Raw genomic sequence first — 19,661 nt, 5'->3', positions numbered from 1 at the left:
AACAAGAAGGCGATGGCCGGAAAGATCGACCCGCTGATCGGCCGCGAGCTGGAGATCGAGCGGACCATACAGATTCTGTGCCGGAGGACGAAGAACAACCCGCTGTACGTGGGCGATCCGGGCGTGGGGAAGACCGCCATCGCCGAGGGCCTGGCGAAGCGGATCGTCGAGGGCGACGTGCCGGAGGTTCTGGCGAAATCGACCATCTTCGCCCTGGACATGGGAGCATTGCTGGCCGGCACCCGCTACCGCGGCGATCTCGAGGAGCGGCTGAAGGCGGTGGTGACCGAGATGGAGAACTCGCCCGGCGCCATCCTGTTCATTGACGAAATCCACACGGTCATCGGCGCGGGGGCGACGTCCGGCGGGGCGATGGATGCCTCGAACCTGCTCAAGCCGGCTTTGGCGCAGGGCACGCTGCGCTGCGTCGGCTCGACCACCTACAAGGAATTCCGCAACTATTTCGAGAAGGACCGGGCGCTGGTCCGGCGCTTCCAGAAAATCGACGTCAACGAGCCGTCCGTCGAGGATGCCGTGAAGATCCTGCGCGGGCTGAAGGTCGCGTATGAGAAGCACCACAAGGTCCGCTACACCGATGAGGCGATCCGCGGGGCGGTGGAACTGGCGGCGAAATACATCAATGACCGCAAGCTGCCGGACAAGGCGATCGATGTGATCGACGAGGCCGGGGCGGCGCGCATGCTGCAGCCGGAGTCCAAGCGCCGCAAGACCGTGACGCTCAAGGATGTCGAGGACATGGTCTCCAAGATCGCCCGTATCCCGCCCAAATCGGTCTCGGCCGACGACAAGGAGGTGTTGCGGACCCTGGAGCGCGACCTCAAATCCATGGTGTTCGGCCAGAACGCCGCGATCGAGGCGCTCTCGGCCGCCATCAAGCTGTCGCGGGCCGGGCTGCGCGACCCTGAAAAACCGATCGGCAACTACCTGTTCTCCGGCCCGACCGGCGTGGGCAAGACCGAGGTGGCGCGGCAGCTGGCGGCGACCTTGGGCATCGAGCTTACCCGCTTCGACATGTCGGAATACATGGAGCGGCATTCCGTCTCCCGCCTGATCGGCGCGCCGCCGGGCTATGTCGGCTTCGACCAGGGCGGCCTGCTCACCGATGCGATCGACCAGCACCCGCACTGCGTGCTGCTGCTCGACGAAATCGAAAAGGCGCATCCGGATCTGTTCAACATTCTGCTGCAGATCATGGATCACGGAAAGCTGACCGATCACAACGGCAAGAAGATCGATTTCCGCAATGTGATCCTGATCATGACCACCAATGCCGGGGCCGCGGATATGGCGAAGGCGGGCATCGGCTTCGGCCGGCAGGTGCGCCAGGGCGAGGATGAGGACGCGATCAAACGCATGTTCACTCCAGAGTTCCGCAACCGCCTGGATGCGGTGATTCCGTTCGCCGGCCTGACGCCGGAAATCGTCGGCCGCGTGGTGGAGAAGTTCGTCATGCAGCTGGAAGCGCAGCTGGCGGACCGTAACGTCACCATCGAGCTTTCCTCGGCCGCCAAGGAGTTCCTGGCCGAGCGCGGTTACGAGCCGCTCTATGGCGCCCGCCCGCTGGCGCGCGTCATCCAGGAGCTGATCAAGAAGCCGCTGGCGGAAGAGCTGCTGTTCGGCAAGCTGGTGAAGGGCGGGTCCGTGAAGGTCACGCTGAAGGACGGCCAGCTGGCCTTCGAGGTGACCGAGGCGCAGCTGCCGGCGCTGCCGCGCCCTGAATCGGAAGGCGATGACGGGTCCGGCGAACGGCTGCCGGAAGAAGCGCAGTAGATATAAGGGAAGCCTACTTTTTGTGAACAAAAAGTAGCAAAAAAACTTTGCTAATCTGGGCCATGGGCGTTGTCGGTGACAACGCCCATGGCCCAGCGGCGTAAAAATTTTTGCGCCGCTTTTTTTAAAAAGCGGCCGCTTTCTTTTATGTAAGAAACAGGGAAAAACGCGGGAGTAAAAATGTTTCGCCAACCTTTCATGATGGCGGTCCTGCTCACGGGGGTGGGAACGGTGCCGTTTTTGCTGCTGGGAGGGGTGGTGCTGCTCCATCCGCTGGATGCGCCGGTCGCGGTTCAACTGCTGATCAGTTACAGCGCGGTGGTGCTCTCCTTTGTCGGCGCGGTGCATTGGGGGTTCGCGTTGCGCGATACGGCGCACCCGGTGGGCGGTGAAACGTTGCCGCCGGCGGTGCTGGGGGCGGAACGGCAATTGCTGACGTTCGGCGTGGTGCCCGCCATCATCGGCTGGGTTGCGCTTGCGGTGGCGCTGCATTTTTCGGCCCCGGCTCTGGCGCTGTTTCTGCTCCTGGTCGGGTTTTTCCTCACCATCGTGGTGGAGACGATCGGCCGTGGCCGCAACGTGGTGGCGGCCAATTATCTCGCGTTGCGCTGGGGCGCGTCGATTGTCGTGCTGGTCGTGCTGCTGGTGGTGCTGTTCGCGATCCTGTCGGGGATGCGTGTCAGCTGACCGCATTTTAGGGTTTGACGTTCCTGTCATGGTAAGGTTTAAATTCAACCCATGAATCTCATCACCATCAAGGAGGCCGCCGCGGCCAGTGGCGTCTCGGCCAAGAGGATCCGCCATTACGAGAGTATCGGGCTGATTCCGGCGCCGGCGCGGGGGGAGAACCAGTACCGGCATTACAGCGCGAGCGAGGTGCAGGCGTTGGGATTTGTTCGCCGTGCCCGCGATCTGGGGTTTTCCATCGACGATATTCGCCAGTTGCTGGCGCTTTGGCGCGACCGCGGGCGGCCTTCGGCGGAGGTGAAGGCGATCGCCCTGCGGCACGTCGCCGAACTGGACGAGAAGGCGGCGGCGCTTGCGGCGATGAGCCGAATGCTGAAACACCTGGCCTCCACCTGCCACGGTGACGATCGGCCCGATTGTCCGATCCTGGATGCGCTCGGGCCGGCACATGCGGACATGATCTGACCCCGTGATCATTCCGCAGCCTGTTTGAACCGGCGGGGCAGCGCCGCCCGCAGCGCCGTGATTTCTTGACTTTCCGGACCTTTTAGCGTTACGGGGGCGGCGATGAGGAGCGCGATTGCGCGCTGCGCGCCGGGGCGCGCCCTAACACAAGACGAACGGATCCAGATTTTTGTCAGATATCCCTGAGAGCGACGTGGAACAGAACGCTGTTCCGCCGGCGACGACGCCAGACAGCGACATCCACCAGGCCACAGCCCAGGAGACCGTACCGGATGAGGCGGTGGCTGGTGTGAGCCCGTCGGAAGCCGCTCACGTGGAGAGCGCGGCGGAAAACGGCGAGGAGATGCCTGCGCCGGACGCCGCAGACGAGGCGGAAGCGGAAACCGAAGCCGACGCGGAAGAGCAGGTCGAGGAGGATGGCTTCGGAGCGCTTGGCCTGTCCGAGCCGATTCTGCGCGCGCTGCACGACAAGGGCTATCTGCGGCCGACGCCGATCCAGGCGCAGGCCATCCCTTCGGTGCTGATGGGCCGCGACGTGCTGGGCACGGCGCAGACCGGCACCGGCAAGACCGCCGGCTTCACCCTGCCGATGCTGGACATTCTTTCCGGCTCGCGCGCCCGCGCCCGCATGCCGCGCTCGCTGATCCTCGAGCCGACGCGCGAGCTGGCGCTGCAGGTCGCGGAAAACTTTGTGCAATACGGCAAGTATCTGCGCCTCAACCACGCGCTGCTGATCGGCGGCGAGAGCATGAGCGACCAGAAGGACGCGCTGACCAAGGGCGTGGATGTGCTGATCGCCACGCCCGGCCGGCTGATCGATCTGTTCGAGCGCGGCGGGCTGCTGCTCACCGACGTGCGCGTGCTGGTGATCGACGAGGCCGACCGCATGCTGGACATGGGCTTCATCCCCGATATCGAGCGCATCGTCGCGATGCTGCCGCGCACCCGCCAGACGCTGTTCTTCTCCGCCACCATGGCGCCGGAAATCCGCCGCCTGGCTGACGCGTTCCTGAGCAACCCGAAAGAGATCACCGTCTCCAAGCCGGCGTCGGTGGCCACCACCATCACCGCGGGGCTGGTGCTGGTGAACGAGCATGACAAGCGCGAGGCGCTGCGCCGGCTGATCCGCTCCGAGGACGTGCAGAACGCGCTGATCTTCTGCAACCGCAAGCGCGATGTGGACATTCTGCTGAAGTCGCTGCTCAAGCACGGCTTCTCCGCCGGCGCCTTGCATGGCGACCTGGCGCAATCGGTGCGCTTCGCCACGCTGGAGAAATTCAAGGCCGGCGAGCTGCGCCTGCTGGTGTGCTCGGATGTCGCGGCGCGCGGCATCGACATTGGCGGGCTGAGCCACGTGTTCAATTTCGACGTGCCCCACCATGCCGAGGATTACGTGCACCGCATCGGCCGTACCGGCCGCGCCGGCAAGGAAGGCCGCGCCTATACCATCGCCACGCCGGATGACCGGCTGTCGGTGGAGACGGTGGAGAAGCTGATCTCCGCCCCCATTCCGCGCGTGGAAATTCCCGGCCTCGACGTGGTCGAATGGGCCGAGGGCGCCGGTGGCCGTGGTCGCTTCCGGGGCCGTGGCAAGCCGGTGAAGCCCACCCGTGGCGACAAGCCGCAGGAAGAGACGCGTGAGCGTGCCGCCAAGCCGGCGCGCGAGCCGCGCCGGGACGAGCCGCGTCGCGAGGAGCCTCGCGACCGCGAGGAACCGCGCCGCCGTGATCGCGACCGTGACCGTGACCGCGATCGGGGCGACCGCAACGAGCGGGGCGATGGCCCGTCGGTGCGTGGCTTCGGCAACGACGTTCCGGCTTTCATGCTGATCCGCCGCCGGGGGCCGCTGAAGGCGATCCTCGATGAGCCGATCGATGAAGCGGACGTAACCCTGGACCCGGATGACGGCACGGACATGGCGGCCTGAAGAAATGCTGGGCCATGGGCGTTGTCAGCGACAACGCCCATGGCCCAGCATAACAAAAGTTTTTGCGCCGCTTTTTTCAAAAAGCGGCTTCTTTCTTCATGACTGAACACGTCACCGCCTTCGGGCCGGATTTTCCCTTCGCCTACGACGACTGGCTCAAGCATGCTTCGGGCCTGGGCCGGATTCCGGACATCGCGCGTGGCGCGGAAGTGGCGATTGTCGGTGGCGGGTTGGCGGGAATCGTCGCCGCTTATGAGCTGATGAAGCTCGGCTTCAGGCCCGTGGTGTACGAGCAGGGGCGCCTCGGCGGGCGGCTGCGCTCGCAACCTTTCCAAAGTGCGGCGGGTATTGTCGCCGAATTGGGAGGGATGCGCTTTCCCACCTCCAGCCGCGGTTTCTATCATTATCTCGACCTGGTCGGGCTCAAGACGCGGCCGTTTCCCAACCCGCTGGACCCGGCGAGCCCGAGCACGGTGATCGATCTCGAAGGTGAGATTTCCTATATCGAAAGTGCGGCCGACCTGCCGCCGGTGCTGCGCGAGGTGGCGCAAGCCTGGGAAGAGGCGCTCGAAGAGTGTGCGGAATTCTCGGCCCTGTCGGCGGCGATCCGCGGGCGCGACGTGGCGAGGGTGAAAGCCATCTGGGATGCGCTGGTCCCGGTCTGGGACGGACGCACCTTCTATGATTTCGTAGCCACCGCGCCGTCATTCCAGAAATTGTCGTTCCGCCATCGCGAAATATTTGGCCAGGTCGGTTTTGGCACGGGCGGCTGGGATGCTGATTTCCCCAACTCCATGTTGGAAATTCTGCGCGTGGTGGTGACCGCGTTCGATGAGCGGCAGCGCCTGGTGGTGGGCGGCGCCGAACAGCTGCCGCGCCGCCTGTGGAACCACAAGGTGGACGGCGTGTCCCTGAACGCGCTGCATGGTGGCGCGCCACGCCCGGGGGTCGTGCGTCTCGCCCGCGCTTCGGCGGACCGGATCGCGGTGACGGATCGCTGGGGTGATACGCGGCTCTATGGCGCGGTCCTGGCCACCTGCCAGTCCTGGCTGTTGACCACCTCGATCGCCACCGATGAGCAGCTGTTTTCGCACAGGCTGTGGATGGCGCTGGATCGCACGCGCTATATGCAATCCTCCAAAACCTTCGTCATGGTGGACCGGCCGTTCTGGCGCGAGCGTGACGCCAGCACCAACCGCTACCGCATGAGCACCACGCTGTCCGACCGCCTGACGCGCGGCACCTATCTGTTCGATAATGGGCCGGACCAGCCGGGGGTGATCTGCCTGTCCTATTCCTGGATGTCGGATGCGATGAAGGTGCTGCCGCTCTCGGCGGATCAGCGGGTGACCCTGATGCTCGGCGCGCTCGAAAAAATCTATCCGGATCTCGATCTGAAGCAGCATATCGTCGGCGACCCGATCACCGTCTCCTGGGAAAACGATCCCGGGTTCCTCGGCGCGTTCAAAGGCGCGCTGCCCGGGCATTACCGCTACAACCGCCGCATGTTCTGCCACTTCATGCAGGAAAGCCTGACCCCGGCCGAGCGCGGCATCTTTCTCGCCGGTGACGATATTTCCTGGACGCCCGGCTGGGTGGAGGGCGCGGTGCAGACGGCGCTTAACGCGGTCTGGGGCATCATGCATCATTTTGGCGGCACGACGGCGCCGGAAAACCCCGGGCCGGGCGATCTGTTTGATCGCCTGGCGCCCCTTGCGCTGCCGGATTAGAAAAGCTCAGACAAAGGAAAGAGGCCGCTTTTTAAAAAAAGCGGCGCAAAAATTTTTATTATGCTGGGCTATGGGCGTTGTCCCTGACAAAGCCCATGACCCAGATTAGCAAAGTTTTTTTTGCTTCTTTTTGTTCACAAAAAGAAGCCTTCCTCTTGCAGCTTTCCTCGGCCGACCGCATCGCTAGCGCATGACTCATTGTATTCACTACGGCGTTTGCGGCGGCTGCGCCGTGGACGACCGTCACGCCATCGATAAATCTCTGCGCCTCAAAAACGCCTTGGCACGGGCAGGGTTTTTGGAGGCGCCAGTGGCGCCGTTGGTGGCAGCGCCGCTCGGCACGCGGCGGCGCGCGGATCTGGGCGTGACACGGCGTGGCGCGGAGATTTCGCTCGGCCTGCACAAGGCGCGCGACGCGGAGGTGGTGGACATGCAGGAATGCGTGCTGCTGCGCGCCGACATTCTGCGCCTGTTGCCGCCGTTGCGGGTGCTGTTGCGCAGCCTGGAAGCGTTGCGCCGTGCCGGGTCCGTGGTCATCAACTGGCTAGACGAGGGTCCTGACATTCTGCTCCGCATGGATGCCGCGTTCACCGGGCCGGACAAGACGAAAATCATCGCCTTCGCTCGCGCGCACAACGTGCTGCGCATCAGCATCGCCACCGGCACCGACGAGCCGGAGCCCGCGATCATGCTCGCCCCGCCGGTGATTTCCTTCGCCGGCGTCAAGATCGAGCCGCCGCCGGGTGCGTTTTTGCAGGCGAGCGCCGAGGGCGAGGCGGCCATCGTCGCCGCCGTGCTGGCGGGGTTGCCGAAGCTCACCAACAAATCCCGCATCGCCGAATTGTTCGCAGGCTCCGGGACGCTGTCATTCGCGCTGGCGCAACGCGCCCGGGTGGAAGCCTATGAGGGCAACGCCGCCGCCGTGGCGGCGCAGGACAAGGCGATCCGCACGCAGAACTTGGCCGGGCGCATGAGCATCGCCCTGCGCGACCTGCATCGCCGCCCGCTGCAGCCGGGGGACATTGCCGGCCGCGCCGCGGTGGTGGTGGACCCGCCTTTCGCCGGGGCGGCGGCGCAGATGCGCTTTCTCATCGCCGCCAAAGCACCGCGCGTGATCTATGTAAGCTGCAATCCCGAGGCGCTGGCGGCCGACGCTGCACAACTGCACCGCGCCGGCTACACGGTGCTGAACGCCACGCCGATCGACCAGTTTCCGTTCTCAGAAAATGTCGAGAGCGTGGTGGTGTTCGGGAAGGGGAAGTAAGGAAGGAAGCAGCCGCTTTTTAAAAAAAGCGGCGCATATTTTTATAGGCGGGCCTTGACCCGAATCGCGAAGTTGCAGGCCTAGTACCATTTCAATTTCGATTCGTTTGACCGTCCGCGCGGAGAAGTCGAGCCAGTGATCATGTCAAAAATGTCCTCTGCCGCCTCAAACGAAGGAGCTTTTGCCAGGATTTCGAATTTCTGATCTCTGCCAAAACCTATGGTCTTGGTGACAAAATAACCATCGCAGCCGCCAAGATTATCTTCATCTAGGTTTTCGGAAAAAACCTGCGGATCGAGTGGGGACACATAAAGCGTTGTAACATCATCTATTTTTGCTTTTAGGATTCGGTCATCCATGAGCAATTCTCCCAGATACAAACTTAACAAACATCCTCGGTTCTCCGCAAATCAGCTCGCGGATTACCTTTGCACGATTGATGCCGGGCCACGGGCGCGAATTATGCAATCGGCCAAATTTCCGAAAAAACCACCGATCACAGCCTATCAGCGAATTATGCCACACTTCCGTGAGTTTTTGCGCAACGGAAACGGGGAAACATCCTATTTTGACCTTCACCGAGCAAAGCTGACGACACAGGCTAAGAATGAAATTGGCACCGAGAAAAGCGAGATTTTGCGCTGTATAATGGTGATAGACGCCTTCATCGCGACTTATTCCAGCGGAAAGCTTCAGAACCTTAAATTCGGCCATTCTTACGAAGATGTTGCATTCAAGGTCGCTGGCGTCTCCGTCAATTGCCGCCTTAGCCCGCCGATCTTGGAAACAGCTAAAAACGGCGCCCTCAACTCTGGCGGTTGCGTTATGTTTACAGCAAGCACCGCCCAGGCCAGAAAAAATATCGAAAACCGCACCAAATTCGTGGCCGCTACGGTCCATTGGGCGCTTGAAAAGGTGAAGGTTAATATCGAACCGCTGCCGAAGCTCTGCCTTTCCTTCGATATCTTCGGTCAAAATGTCGTCCGAGCGCCTACGGCCTATAGTCGGCTTCGAACCCGAATGGAGGATTCGTGCCAAGAGGTGGCCAACGATTGGGCGCTGATTGAGCCGCCAGCCGATTATGACGGGCCGCCATGGCAATAAATGCCCCTGGCTAGTCACGTATATAGGTCCCAAAATTTTTGTTAATCTGGGCCATGGGCGTTGGCGCCGACAACGCCCATGGCCCAGATTAACAAAGTTTTTTTGCTACTTTTTGTTCACAAAAAGTAGCCTTCCTTCGCTTAGCCCTGCTTCCAAGGCAGCCCCTCACTCTTCCAGCCCGCGACCGTGCCGCGATGGCCGCGGGCGTCTTGTGGGCCTTCGAAGCCGTCCTTCACGTTATAGACGTGTTTGTAGCCAGCGGCTTTGGCGGCTTTGGCGGCGGCTAGGCTGCGGCCGCCGGAGCGGCAGATGAAATAGAGGTGGTCGCTCAGCTCCAGATTGGCCTGCGCCAGGGCTTCGAGGAATTTCCCGTTGGGTTGCATCGAGGGGAAGATTTGCCACTGGATCAGCACCGGCTGTTTGCCGGTCTGCGTCAGGTCGGGAAGGCCGACAAAGCTCCATTCGGCATTGGTCCGGACGTCGCACAGCGTCGCGGCTGGGTTGCTCATCAGGGCCTCCCAGACCTGTCGCGGCGCCACATCTTCGATCATAGTAACCCCCGATTCGTTCGGATGGACGATTGCGACTAGCATAGCGAGGACGAGAGGCCATGGAAACAGGGTTGGATGGGTTGGTAGGGGCGATCGGGAACACGCCCCTGATCCGGCTGAAGAGGGCTTCCGCGGCCACGGGATGCGAGATTTTGGGTAAGGCGGAATTCATGAATCCGGGCGGCTCGGTGAAGGACCGGGCGGCGTTGGCGATGATCCGTGCCGGCGAGCGGGATGGCACGCTGCGGCCGGGCGGCACCATCGTCGAGGGTACGGCGGGCAATACCGGCATCGGGCTGACGCTGGTGGCGAACGCGCTGGGGTATAAGTGCATCATTGTCATGCCGGAGACGCAGAGCGAGGAGAAGATTTCCTTTCTTCGCATGATCGGCGCGGATCTGCGACTGGTGCCGGCGAAGCCTTACAAGGACCCGGGCAATTACGTGCATGTGTCGCGGCGCATTGCCGAGGAGACCGGCGCGTTCTGGGCCAACCAGTTCGACAACCTGGCTAACCGCGAGGGGCATCGCCTCACCACCGGTGCGGAGATCTGGGCGCAGACCGCGGGCAGGGTGGACGCCTTCACCTGCTCCTGCGGCAGCGGCGGCACGCTGGCAGGGGTCAGCCTGGCGCTGAAGGGGCAGAACCGGGACGCCAAAATCGTGCTGGCCGATCCGGAGGGCAGCGGGCTCTATGGCTGGGTGAAGAATAATGATCTGACGGTCAGCGGCAGCTCCATCACCGAGGGCATCGGCCAGGGGCGCGTCACCGCCAACCTCGAGGGTGTGGTTATCGACGATGCCGTGCGCATTTCGGACGCCGAGGCGCTGGAGCAGATTTTTGATCTGCTGATCCATGAGGGGCTCTCGGTCGGTGGCTCCAGCGGCATCAATGTCGCGGCGGCGATTTCTGTCGCGCGCGATCTCGGGCCTGGGCATACGGTGGTGACGATGCTCTGCGATGGCGGCGCACGCTATCAGAGCAAATTGTTCAACCCGGAATTCCTGCGCGCCAAGAACCTGCCCGTGCCGGGCTGGCTGTGAGCGATAATCCAGCACTTCTGGACGCCGAGGAACTGCTGGCGGGCTATGCCAGCGGTGCCTTCACGCCGCTGCACGCGCTGCAGGCGGTGACCGAGCGTATCGCCAGGCAGAATGCCGGGATCAACGCTTTCGCGGTGATGAATCCGGGCGCCTTGGCGGCGGCGCGGGAAAGCGCGGCGCGCTGGGCGGCGCAAAAACCCTGCGGCCCGTTGGACGGCGTGCCGGTGACGGTGAAAGACCTGATCGATGTCGCCGGCTTGCCGACGCGGCGCGGCAGCAAGACCACGCCGGCCGAACCGGCGCGCGAGGACGCGCCTCTGGTGGCGGCCTTGCGCCGTGCCGGGGCGGTGATCATCGGGAAGACGACCACCACCGAATATGGCTGGAAGACCCCGGGTGACTCGCCTGCCACCGGCATCACCCGCAATCCGTGGAACCAGGCGCACACGCCGGGGGGCTCCTCCGCCGGGGCCGGGGCGGCTGCGGCGGCGGGTTTCGGGCCGCTGCATGTCGGCACCGATGCTGGCGGGTCCATTCGCATTCCCGCCGCCTGGTGCGGCGTGGTCGGGCTGAAGCCGAGTTTCGGCCGGGTGCCGCAATGGCCGTTGGGTGCGTTCGGGCCCGTTTCCGTGGCGGGACCGATCGCCCGCACCGTGCGCGACGCGGCCTTGCTGCTCTCCGCACTCGCCGGGTTCGATCCGCGCGACCCGTTCTCGTTGCCCGAGCCGCCGCGTGATTTCCTCGCCGGCATCGAGGACGGCGTGGCGGGCTTGCGCATCGGGATTCTGCGCCGGCCGGGCTTTGCCGCCCAAGTCGATGCGGATGGGCTTCTGGCCCTGCAAACGGCGCGCGATCTTCTGGCCGGGCAGGGCGCGCTGGTGGAGGAGCTGGACATCGCGCTGCCGGATAGCTCGGAAATTTTCACCAAGCTCTGGGGGGCGGGGCTGGCCCGCGTGGTGGCAGGCCTGCCGGAGCCGGACCACAAACTGATGGACCCCGGACTTCTGGAAGTGGCGGCACGGTATAAACATGTCAGCGCCCAGGATTTTCTGGAAGCCGAGGCCCTGAGGGTGCAGGCCGCCCACGCCATGGCGGCGCAAAAGGTAGATGCATGGCTGTGCCCCTGCGTGCCGCATGCGGCACCTCTGGCCGACGCGCCGGCGTCCGACCCGGTGGCGGCGATTTGGCAGGACTGGGCGCCCTGGACGGTCCTGTTCAACCTGACAAGGCAACCGGCACTGTCGCTGCCGATGGGCGTGAACGAAGCCGGCATGCCGCTGGCGGTGCAGATCGCGGCGCCGCTCTATCGTGATGACACGGTGCTGCGCGTTGCCCGGGCGCTGGAAAAAGCACAGGGAAGTTAAGGAAGACTACTTTTTGTGAACAAAAAGTAGCAAAAAAACTTTGTTATGCTGGGCCATGGGCTTTGTCGCCGCCAACGCCCATGGCCCAGCGGAGCAAAAATTTTTGCGCCGCTTTTTCTAAAAGCGGCTGCTTCCTTTATTCTGACTGATCCCGCGCCACGCGCACGCGCTCGACTCGCCTGCCGTCCATGAGCAGCACTTCGAACTTCCAGCCGCCAAAGACGATCGCGTCGCCCTTGCGTGGCGGGCGCTGCAGCAGCGCGAGGATCAGCCCGCCCAGCGTGTGATAGCTGCCCTCGTTGGGCAGGTCCGGCAAGTGCATCCGCGCCTTGATCTCGTCGACCGGCGTCAGCCCGTCCAGCTCGAACGTGTCATTGGGCTGTTCCGGCACGCCCTCTTTCGGCCCGACATCCTCGGCGTCGCCGACGATCGCCTCCAGCACGTCTGAGGCCGTCACCATGCCCTCGAAACTGCCATATTCGTCGAGCACGATGGCGATGCCGAGCGGATCGGCTTTGAGCCGCTCCAGGGCTTCCAGAGCTGAGACGGAATCGGGAATGGCCATCGGCTGGCGCAAGGCGGCGGCCAGCGAGAAATCCTTGCCGTCCAGCACGCGGTCGAGAATGTCCTTGGCCTGGACGATGCCGGTGACGTTGTCGATGGCGCCGTCGCAGACCACGAAGCGCGAATGCGGCGCCGCGCGCAAGGCGGCGATGATGGTCGGGCGCGGCGCGGTGCGGTCGATCCAGGCGATTTCCGTGCGCGGGGTCATGATCGCGCGCACCGGCTTGTCGGCCAGGCGCAGCACGCGCTCGATCATGTCGCGCTCCTCGGTCTCCAGCACGCCGGTTTCCGCCCCTTCGACCAGCATCGCTTTCAGCTCCTCCTCGCTCATTGCCCTTCGGTCGTCCGCCGCCGGGCCGAAGGCGGTGAGGGTGAGGCGCGTGGCCTGGCCGAGCAGCCAGACCGCCGGGGCGGCGATGGTCGCGACGATGGAGAGCGGTTCGGCCACCGCCGCCGCCACACGCTCCGGATGGCGCAGCGCGAGCTGCTTGGGCACCAGCTCCCCGAACACCAGGGTCAGGAAGGTGATCGCGACCACGGTGATGACCAGCGCCAGCGGGTCGGCATAGGGGGCGAGGGCTGCGACATGGCTGAGCGGCGTGGCAAGATACACCGCCAGCTGCCGCCCGCCGAGCACGCCGGTCATGATGCCGACCAAAGTGATGCCGAATTGCGAGGCGGGGAGAAAACTCTGCGGATTATCCGCCAGCGCCCGGGCCTTGGCCGCGCCCCGCAGGCCTTGCCGCTCCATCAGCATCAGCATCGCCCGCCGCGCCGAGACCAGCGCCAGTTCCGCCAGGGAAAAGGCGCCGTTGATGAGAATCAGGGCGAGGAGGAGCAGCAGAAGCAAAACAAGGTGCATATATTTCTCCTAACCCGTTTCGTTGTAAAAAACAGGGCGAATCTCCCTTTAAAAATCAGAGGTTTGCCTTGTTTGGGCCTTAATCATGCCCATCCGTCGCCGCACTGATCCGTCATAAACTGTAACAGGCGGGGTTTGTCCCGTCGGTTTTGGGCCCATGTCATGACGTATCAGTTGTCCCCCCTGCGCCATCCGGCGCCTGTTTCCGTCCGCAAGGCGCGCCCAGGCGGAGCCGGCTCCTGGGGCGCGGCATGGCCGAAAGTGTCCATTCATCTGCCGATCTGCAACGCGCCGCCGGAGATTGTGCGCGCCACGCTCGATGCGCTCGCCGCCCTTGATTACGACCGCTTCGAAGTGCTGGTGATCGACAGCAACACCACGGACCCGCAACTCTGGGAGCCGGTGGCCGAGCACTGCGCGCGGCTGGGCCCCAAATTCCGCTTTTTCACGCTGGGCCGGCACCAAGGCTTCAAAGCTGGCGCGTTGAATTTCGCACTGGGTGAAACCGCGCCGGACGCGGAGCTCATCGGCGTGATCGACAGCGGCGACATCGTCGCGCCGGATTGGCTGCGCGCGATGGCGCCGGCTTTCGCCGAACCGAAACTGGGGCTCGCCCAGTCGCGGCAGGATGATCATGACGGCAGCCTCTTTCAGCGGCTGATGTTCGGCGAACGTGCCGGGTTCACGCTGGTCCGCAAGCAGGCGCTGCTCGACGCGGAAGGCTGGGCGGAATGGTGCAGCGCCGCGGAAGCCGAGCTGAGCCTGCGTCTGTTGCGCGCCGGGTATGAGGCGGGGCGTGCCGAAAAGAGTTTTGGCAAAAACGCGATGCCGGATGATTTCGCCGCCTTCCGCGCGCGGCGCGAGCGCGGGGCCTATGGCGCCATGCGCATCCTGCGCGCCAATGCCGACGCCTTGTTCAACCCCTTCAACCCGGAGCTCACGCCCCGCCAGCGCTGGCAGCTCGTTGCCGGCTGGCTGCCCTGGATTGGCGATGCGCTGGGCCTGGTATGTCTGGCCATGGGCCTCGCCTGGTCGGCCGGCTTGATCCTGGGCGAGGCAGGCTTCGCCTTTCCGATCGCGCTGTTCGTGCTGCCTTCGATCGGTCTGCTGGCCTTCAAGGTCGCGCAGATGTTTGCGCTCTCTGGCAGGGGTGGGCTGAGGGGCCGGATCGGCGCCGCGGTGGCGGGGCTGGCGCTTTCGCACAGCACCGCCAAGGCGGTGTGGCGAGGGCTGCTTACCAACCGTCCCCCGGCTCCGGTGCGGGGGCAGGCGGTGGCGCGCCAGGAATTTTGGCCGCTGCTTCTCATCTGGGGCGCGCTGCTTTGGGTGGGCCTCTTCCATCACGGGGCGACGCCGGCGACGAAACTCGGCTGCGCGGTGCTGTTCGCCCAGTCGCTGCCCTACCTCGCCGCGGTCGGCGTTTCCCTCCTCGCCAGGCCGTCCCGCCGGCCCAAACCGGCGCCGGCGAAGGCGTCGGTCCGGCCGCCGGACCGGCGCTCCGGCGGCGATCGCGCGGGGAAAGAAAAAAATTTCGCCGCGCAGGGCAGAGTCGCGCATCTTTTCCTTGCGGCGCGACGGTCAAGCCGGGCATAAGGCCCACGTTGACCGCGAATGCGCGACCGGGGATCCCCCGGCCTTGGCGGTCGATTTGCTGATAGGGGCGGGGACGCCTCTCGGGCATTTCCTATCCCGTCCATTCCAAAATCGCGCGTGGATACCGGACAAGACCGCTTTCGAACTCTGTTCCTAAGCGCCGGAGACGTTTGTTTATGACTGATCAACTCACTTTCGAAGCCCTTGGCTTTGCGGCCCCCATCCTGCAGGCGCTGACCAACAGCGGCTTCAACATCCCCACCCCGATTCAGGCAGGCGCCATTCCGGCCGGCCTGGCTGGCCGCGACGTGCTCGGCATCGCCCAGACCGGCACCGGCAAGACCGCCGCCTTCGCGCTGCCGATCCTGCAGCAGATGGCTGCCAACCCGCTGCGCCCGCGCCGCTTCGCCACGCGCGCGCTGATCCTCTCGCCGACCCGCGAACTCGCGGTGCAGATCGAGCAGGAGTTCAAGAAATTCGGCACCGGCCTCGCGCTCAACACCGTGCTGATCGTCGGCGGCGTCGGCCGTTCCGGCCAGGTCAACCGCATGTCGCGCGGCGCTGACATCGTGGTCGGCACGCCGGGCCGCATCTGCGACCTGATGAGCACCCGTAACCTGCTGATCGACCAGTGCCAGTTCTTCGTGCTGGACGAGGCCGACCGCATGCTCGACCTCGGCTTCATGCCGGACATCCGCAAGGTGGTCGCGGCCCTGCCGAGCCGCCGCCAGTCGGCTCTGTTCTCCGCCACCATGCCGAAGGAGATCACGCATCTGGCCGAAGGCCTGCTGCGCGACCCGGTGCGCGTCACCATCGAGGCCGTGGCCTCCACCCCCACGCGCATCGACCAGTCGGTGCATTTCGTCGACGCCTCGGGCAAGAAATCGCTGCTCACCAGCCTGCTGCGCGAGCCGGAAATGACCCGCGCCATCGTTTTCACCCGCACCAAGCGCGGCGCCGACCGGGTCGCTCTGCAGCTCAACGCGGAAAAGATCTCCGCCGCGGCGATGCACGGCAATCTCGGCCAGAACGCCCGCCAGCGCGCGCTGGACTCCTTCAAGTCCGGCGCCGTGCGCGTGCTGGTGGCCACCGACCTCGCCGCCCGCGGCATCGACGTGACCGGCGTCTCGCACGTCATCAACTACGAGCTGCCGAACGAGCCGGAGAGCTACGTGCACCGCATCGGTCGTACCGCCCGTAACGGTGCGAGCGGCGTCGCCGTGGCCTTCTGCGACCCGACCGAGCTGCCCTATCTCAACTCGATCGAGAAGCTGACCGGCGTGAAAATGGACGTCGCCAGCGGCACCCGCCCGGCCCACGCCCAGCCGGCCAAGAAGCCGCAGCGTCACCCGGACATGATCGTGCGCAAGCCCAAGCCCAAGCGCCCGCAATACCAGGACAAGCGCGCCTCCCGCGCGGCTTAATCTGGCAGGTAAGGCGAGGGGCTCTGCCCCTCGACCTCGCTGGGGCCGAAAGGCCCCAGACCCCATAAGTTTTCTGCGCTACGCGCCCTGTTGCCCGCCGGACTGATCGTTTAGGTTGCGCCTCGTCGCAACCCGGGACAGGCCCATGAACATCCTCCATCTCAGCGATCTGCATCTGTGCCCCGAGGGCATGAAGGCTTATGGCGTCGTCGATAGCCATGCACTGGCGCAGCGCGCCTGCGAGACCATCGCCCAGCTCGCCGTGCGTGCCGATGCCGTCATCATCACCGGCGACCTTGCCGATTGCGGCTTCGCGGAAGAATATCAGCGGCTGAACGGCATCCTTGCACGCCTCGCCCCGCTGCCGGTCTTTCTCATCCCCGGCAATCACGATCGCCGGGAGGAAATGCTGGCGCAATTGCCGGGGCTGCGCCATAGCGAAGACTTTATCCAATACAGCGTCGAAGATTTTCCGGTCCGCCTGGTGCTGCTGGACAGCGTCGTCGCCGGCGAGACGCATGGCGAGCTCTGCCCCGCGCGCCTCGCCTGGCTGGAGCGGACCTTGGCCGCTGAGCCGGAGCGCGAGACCATGATCGCGCTGCACCACCCACCATTCCTGACCGGGGTCAAGCAGTTCGACGACATCAATCTGCGCAATCACGCGGAATTCCGTGCCCTGATCGCGCGCCACAAGCAGGTCACCCGTATCATCAGCGGCCATCATCACCGCATGATCGTCGGCAATGTCGCCCAGGCCATCGGCTTCGTCGCGCCCTCGATCGCCTACCAGTTCATGCTTACCCATGACGCCGACATCGAGATGGGCTTCAATCTCGAACCTTCGGCATTTTTACTGCATTCCTGGACACCGGAGCAGGGCTTCGTGACGCAGAGCGCGTTCGTCGAGCCGTTCCCAGGCCCGTTCCCGATCCTGCTGGGCGAGGATTATCCCGGCCGCGCTGTTAGTTAGAAAAAAGCGGCGCAAAAATTTTTGTTGTGCTGGGCCATGGGCGTTGACGCTGATAAAGCCCATGATCCAGATTAACAAAGTTTTTTTGCTTCTTTTTGTTCACAAAAAGAAGTCTTCCCCTTCGCTTGCTGGAGGTTTTTTTCAATGTCCACCGTCCATGATCTGACCCACTTACCGGCGCATGTTCTGGCCGCCGACATCGCCGCGCGGCGCGTCTCACCCGTCGAGGTGATCGACGCGGTGATCGCCAAGGTCAACGCGCAGGAGCCGCAGCTCCATGCCTTCGTCGAGACCTATCTCGATGAGGCGCGGCTGGCGGCGGAAGCGGCGGACAAGGCGATCCGCTCCGGCCATGCGATCGGGCCGTTCCACGGCATGCCGATCGCGCTGAAAGACCTGGTCGAGATGGAAGGCCGGATCGCGACCGGCGGCTCGAAAGTCTGGGCGGCGCGGCGGGCGACCCGCACCGCCACGCTGGCGCGCAAGCTGATCGCCGCCGGCATGATCGTCATCGGCAAGACCCATACGGTGGAATTCGCCTTCGGCGGCTGGGGCACCAATCAGCACATGGGCACGCCGCGCAACCCGTGGGACATGCGCACGCATCGCGTGCCCGGCGGCTCCAGCAGCGGCTCGGGCGTGGCTGTGGCGGCGCGCCTGGTGCCCTGGGCGATCGGCACGGACACCGGTGGCTCGGTGCGTTTGCCCGCCTCCTTCTGCGGCGTGACCGGGCTGAAGACGACGATCGGCCGCATCAGTTGCCATGGCGTGCTGCCGCTGACCCCGACGCTCGACACGCCGGGCCCGATCGCCCGTTCGGTCGAGGACGCGGCGCTGCTCTATCAGCTGCTGCAGGGCGAGGACCCGTTGGATAAACTGACCATCGGTCAGCCCGCTGCGGCGCCGCTGGCGGCGCTGAAGCGCGGCGTGCGCGGCCTGCGCCTGGCGCGGATCCCTGAGAGCGAGCGCGCCGGCGTGGCGCCGGACATCCTCGCCGCCTACGACCAGGCGTTAGAGACGCTGGCACGGGCCGGCGCGCAGGTCAGCACCATCGCGCTGCCGAAGAAATTCGGCGACTACACGTTGCTGACCAGCCAGATCATGCAGACGGAAGCGTTTGGGCTGGTCGGTGATCTGGCGCTGGACGAGACATTGCCGATCGACGAGAGCGTGCGCGCCCGCATTCTGGCCGGCGCGAAAATCTCCGCCGCCGACTACTTCAACGCGCTGCGGGCGCGCGACGTGCTGAAGGCGGAATTCGCTGCCGCCTTTGCCGAATTCGACGCGGTCCTGACGCCGACGACGGCGATGACGGCGATCCCGGTCGAAGACGTCGATCAGTCGGTCATGCCCTCGCATTTCACCCGTTTCGTGAACATTCTGGACCTTTGCGGCCTTGCCGTACCGACCGGCATCTCCGCCGCGGGGCTGCCAACCTCGCTGCAGATCGTGTGCCGCGGCTATGACGAGGATACGGCGCTCCGCATCGGCTGGGCGTATCAGTCCGTGACCGATTGGCACGAGCGCGTGCCGGCGGGGTTCTGACCGATAAGGTTAGGCAAGGCCTACTTTTTGTGAACAAAAAGTAGCAAAAAACTTTGTTAATTTGGGCCATGGGCGTTGTCGGTGACACAGCCCATGGCCCGGCATAGTAGAAGTTTTTGCGCCGCTTTTTTAAAACCTTGTGATGCCCAGTTCCGTGGCTATGGCGTGCAGGTGCAGGTCGGTGGGTTCCGTGGGCACATGCTCGAACAACTGCGCGGAGAAAGCACAGCCCAGGCGGAAGGCGTGGGGCAGGGCTGCCAGGCTGCGGTCGTAATAGCCGCCGCCATAGCCGAGGCGGTTGCCGCTGGCGTCGTATGCCAGCAGCGGCACCAGCAGAAAATCGGGGCGCACGATCTCACCTTCGGGATGCATCGTGCCGAACCGGCCTTCCACCAGCGCATCGCCGGGGCGCCAAGCGCGAAAGATCAGCGGCAGGCCGCGTTTCGGTGTTTCCGGCAGACAGAGTTTCTGCCCGCGTGCCGCCAGTGCTTCCAGAAGGACCAGAATATCGATCTCATGCGCCATCGGCCAGAAGCCGGAGACGATCGCATCCGGTGGCGGCGGCAGGTCGCGCAGCACATGTTTGGCGAGGCGCGCGCCAGACGTGGCCGGGTCGCACTCGGCGCGCCGTGCGATCGCCAACGCCCGCAGTGCTGCCTTGGCCGCGTTGGTGTCCATCAGAAAGAAGCCGCTTTTCGAGCCAAGCGGCGCAAAAACTTTTGCTCCAATGGGCCCGTGGCGCCGAAACCAGCACGGCCCAGATTAAAAAAGTTTTTT

The 19,661-nt window shown here is 64.4% G+C and carries 18 protein-coding genes; 13 read left to right on the top strand and 5 right to left on the bottom strand.

The window, feature by feature from the left end; translation table 11 throughout:
- On the top strand, positions 1–1,791 hold a 1,791-nt coding region (locus VGG47_RS03305), incomplete at its 5' end, for an AAA family ATPase (protein ID WP_331535441.1).
- Positions 1,792–1,841: 50 nt separating this feature from the next.
- Here VGG47_RS03305 and VGG47_RS03300 read toward each other — a convergent pair.
- Entirely contained in the window at positions 1,842–1,991 is a 150-nt protein-coding gene (locus tag VGG47_RS03300) for a hypothetical protein (RefSeq protein WP_331535440.1), read from the bottom strand.
- Here VGG47_RS03300 and VGG47_RS03295 point away from each other — a divergent pair.
- From VGG47_RS03295 to VGG47_RS03275, 5 genes are all read left to right on the top strand, one after another.
- On the top strand, positions 1,972–2,478 hold the full coding sequence (locus VGG47_RS03295; RefSeq protein ID WP_331535439.1) for a DUF3429 domain-containing protein: 507 nt from the start codon (positions 1,972–1,974) through the stop codon (positions 2,476–2,478). The genes VGG47_RS03300 and VGG47_RS03295 overlap by 20 nt on opposite strands.
- A 60-nt stretch (positions 2,479–2,538) precedes the next feature.
- Positions 2,539–2,943, top strand: a complete 405-nt coding sequence (gene cueR, locus VGG47_RS03290; RefSeq protein ID WP_413788644.1) for a Cu(I)-responsive transcriptional regulator — start codon at positions 2,539–2,541, stop codon at positions 2,941–2,943.
- Positions 2,944–3,286: 343 nt separating this feature from the next.
- A complete protein-coding gene (locus VGG47_RS03285) occupies positions 3,287–4,870 on the top strand; it encodes a DEAD/DEAH box helicase (protein WP_331535442.1) in 1,584 nt (527 codons plus the stop codon).
- A gap of 98 nt (positions 4,871–4,968) precedes the next feature.
- Complete coding sequence (locus VGG47_RS03280) at positions 4,969–6,600, top strand: flavin monoamine oxidase family protein (RefSeq protein WP_331535437.1); 1,632 nt, start codon at positions 4,969–4,971, stop codon at positions 6,598–6,600.
- Between the two features lie 232 nt (positions 6,601–6,832).
- Positions 6,833–7,864 (top strand): class I SAM-dependent RNA methyltransferase, encoded by a 1,032-nt coding sequence (locus VGG47_RS03275; RefSeq protein ID WP_331535436.1) that lies wholly within the window; start codon positions 6,833–6,835, stop codon positions 7,862–7,864.
- An 80-nt stretch (positions 7,865–7,944) separates the two neighbouring features.
- Here VGG47_RS03275 and VGG47_RS03270 read toward each other — a convergent pair whose 3' ends face one another.
- The gene (locus VGG47_RS03270) at positions 7,945–8,223 is read right to left on the bottom strand and encodes a hypothetical protein (RefSeq protein WP_331535435.1); all 279 of its coding nucleotides are present in this window, start codon (positions 8,221–8,223) and stop codon (positions 7,945–7,947) included.
- On the opposite strand from VGG47_RS03270, the gene VGG47_RS03265 reads away from it, so the two are divergent.
- The gene (locus tag VGG47_RS03265) at positions 8,222–8,968 is read left to right on the top strand and encodes a hypothetical protein (protein WP_331535434.1); all 747 of its coding nucleotides are present in this window, start codon (positions 8,222–8,224) and stop codon (positions 8,966–8,968) included. The genes VGG47_RS03270 and VGG47_RS03265 overlap by 2 nt on opposite strands.
- 140 nt (positions 8,969–9,108) lie before the next feature.
- Here the strand turns inward: VGG47_RS03265 and VGG47_RS03260 are convergent, their stop codons facing one another.
- The gene (locus VGG47_RS03260; protein WP_331535433.1) at positions 9,109–9,519 is read right to left on the bottom strand and encodes a rhodanese-like domain-containing protein; all 411 of its coding nucleotides are present in this window, start codon (positions 9,517–9,519) and stop codon (positions 9,109–9,111) included.
- Positions 9,520–9,578: 59 nt separating this feature from the next.
- Here VGG47_RS03260 and VGG47_RS03255 point away from each other — a divergent pair, with 59 nt between their 5' ends.
- Positions 9,579–10,562 (top strand): cysteine synthase A, encoded by a 984-nt coding sequence (locus tag VGG47_RS03255; protein ID WP_331535432.1) that lies wholly within the window; start codon positions 9,579–9,581, stop codon positions 10,560–10,562.
- Positions 10,559–11,926, top strand: a complete 1,368-nt coding sequence (locus tag VGG47_RS03250) for an amidase family protein (protein ID WP_331535431.1) — start codon at positions 10,559–10,561, stop codon at positions 11,924–11,926. The genes VGG47_RS03255 and VGG47_RS03250 overlap by 4 nt, the downstream gene beginning before the upstream one ends.
- A gap of 136 nt (positions 11,927–12,062) precedes the next feature.
- Here the strand turns inward: VGG47_RS03250 and VGG47_RS03245 are convergent, their stop codons facing one another.
- Entirely contained in the window at positions 12,063–13,352 is a 1,290-nt protein-coding gene (locus VGG47_RS03245) for a hemolysin family protein (protein ID WP_331535430.1), read from the bottom strand.
- A gap of 162 nt (positions 13,353–13,514) precedes the next feature.
- On the opposite strand from VGG47_RS03245, the gene VGG47_RS03240 reads away from it, so the two are divergent.
- From VGG47_RS03240 to VGG47_RS03225, 4 genes are all read left to right on the top strand, one after another.
- On the top strand, positions 13,515–14,945 hold the full coding sequence (locus VGG47_RS03240) for a glycosyltransferase (RefSeq protein WP_331535429.1): 1,431 nt from the start codon (positions 13,515–13,517) through the stop codon (positions 14,943–14,945).
- Between the two features lie 176 nt (positions 14,946–15,121).
- Positions 15,122–16,369, top strand: coding sequence for a DEAD/DEAH box helicase (locus VGG47_RS03235; protein ID WP_331535428.1), 1,248 nt, complete (start codon positions 15,122–15,124; stop codon positions 16,367–16,369).
- 145 nt (positions 16,370–16,514) lie between these two features.
- A complete protein-coding gene (locus tag VGG47_RS03230) occupies positions 16,515–17,339 on the top strand; it encodes a phosphodiesterase (RefSeq protein WP_331535427.1) in 825 nt (274 codons plus the stop codon).
- 144 nt (positions 17,340–17,483) lie between these two features.
- The gene (locus VGG47_RS03225) at positions 17,484–18,884 is read left to right on the top strand and encodes an amidase (protein WP_331535426.1); all 1,401 of its coding nucleotides are present in this window, start codon (positions 17,484–17,486) and stop codon (positions 18,882–18,884) included.
- A gap of 129 nt (positions 18,885–19,013) precedes the next feature.
- Here the strand turns inward: VGG47_RS03225 and VGG47_RS03220 are convergent, their stop codons facing one another.
- The gene (locus VGG47_RS03220; protein WP_331535425.1) at positions 19,014–19,562 is read right to left on the bottom strand and encodes a 5-formyltetrahydrofolate cyclo-ligase; all 549 of its coding nucleotides are present in this window, start codon (positions 19,560–19,562) and stop codon (positions 19,014–19,016) included.
- Between the last annotated feature and the right edge of the window lie 99 nt (positions 19,563–19,661).

It is taken from the genome of Acidocella sp., assembly GCF_036489515.1.
Taxonomy (GTDB): Bacteria; Pseudomonadota; Alphaproteobacteria; order Acetobacterales; family Acetobacteraceae; genus Acidocella.
This window is presented reverse-complemented; position numbering and strand designations above follow the sequence as displayed.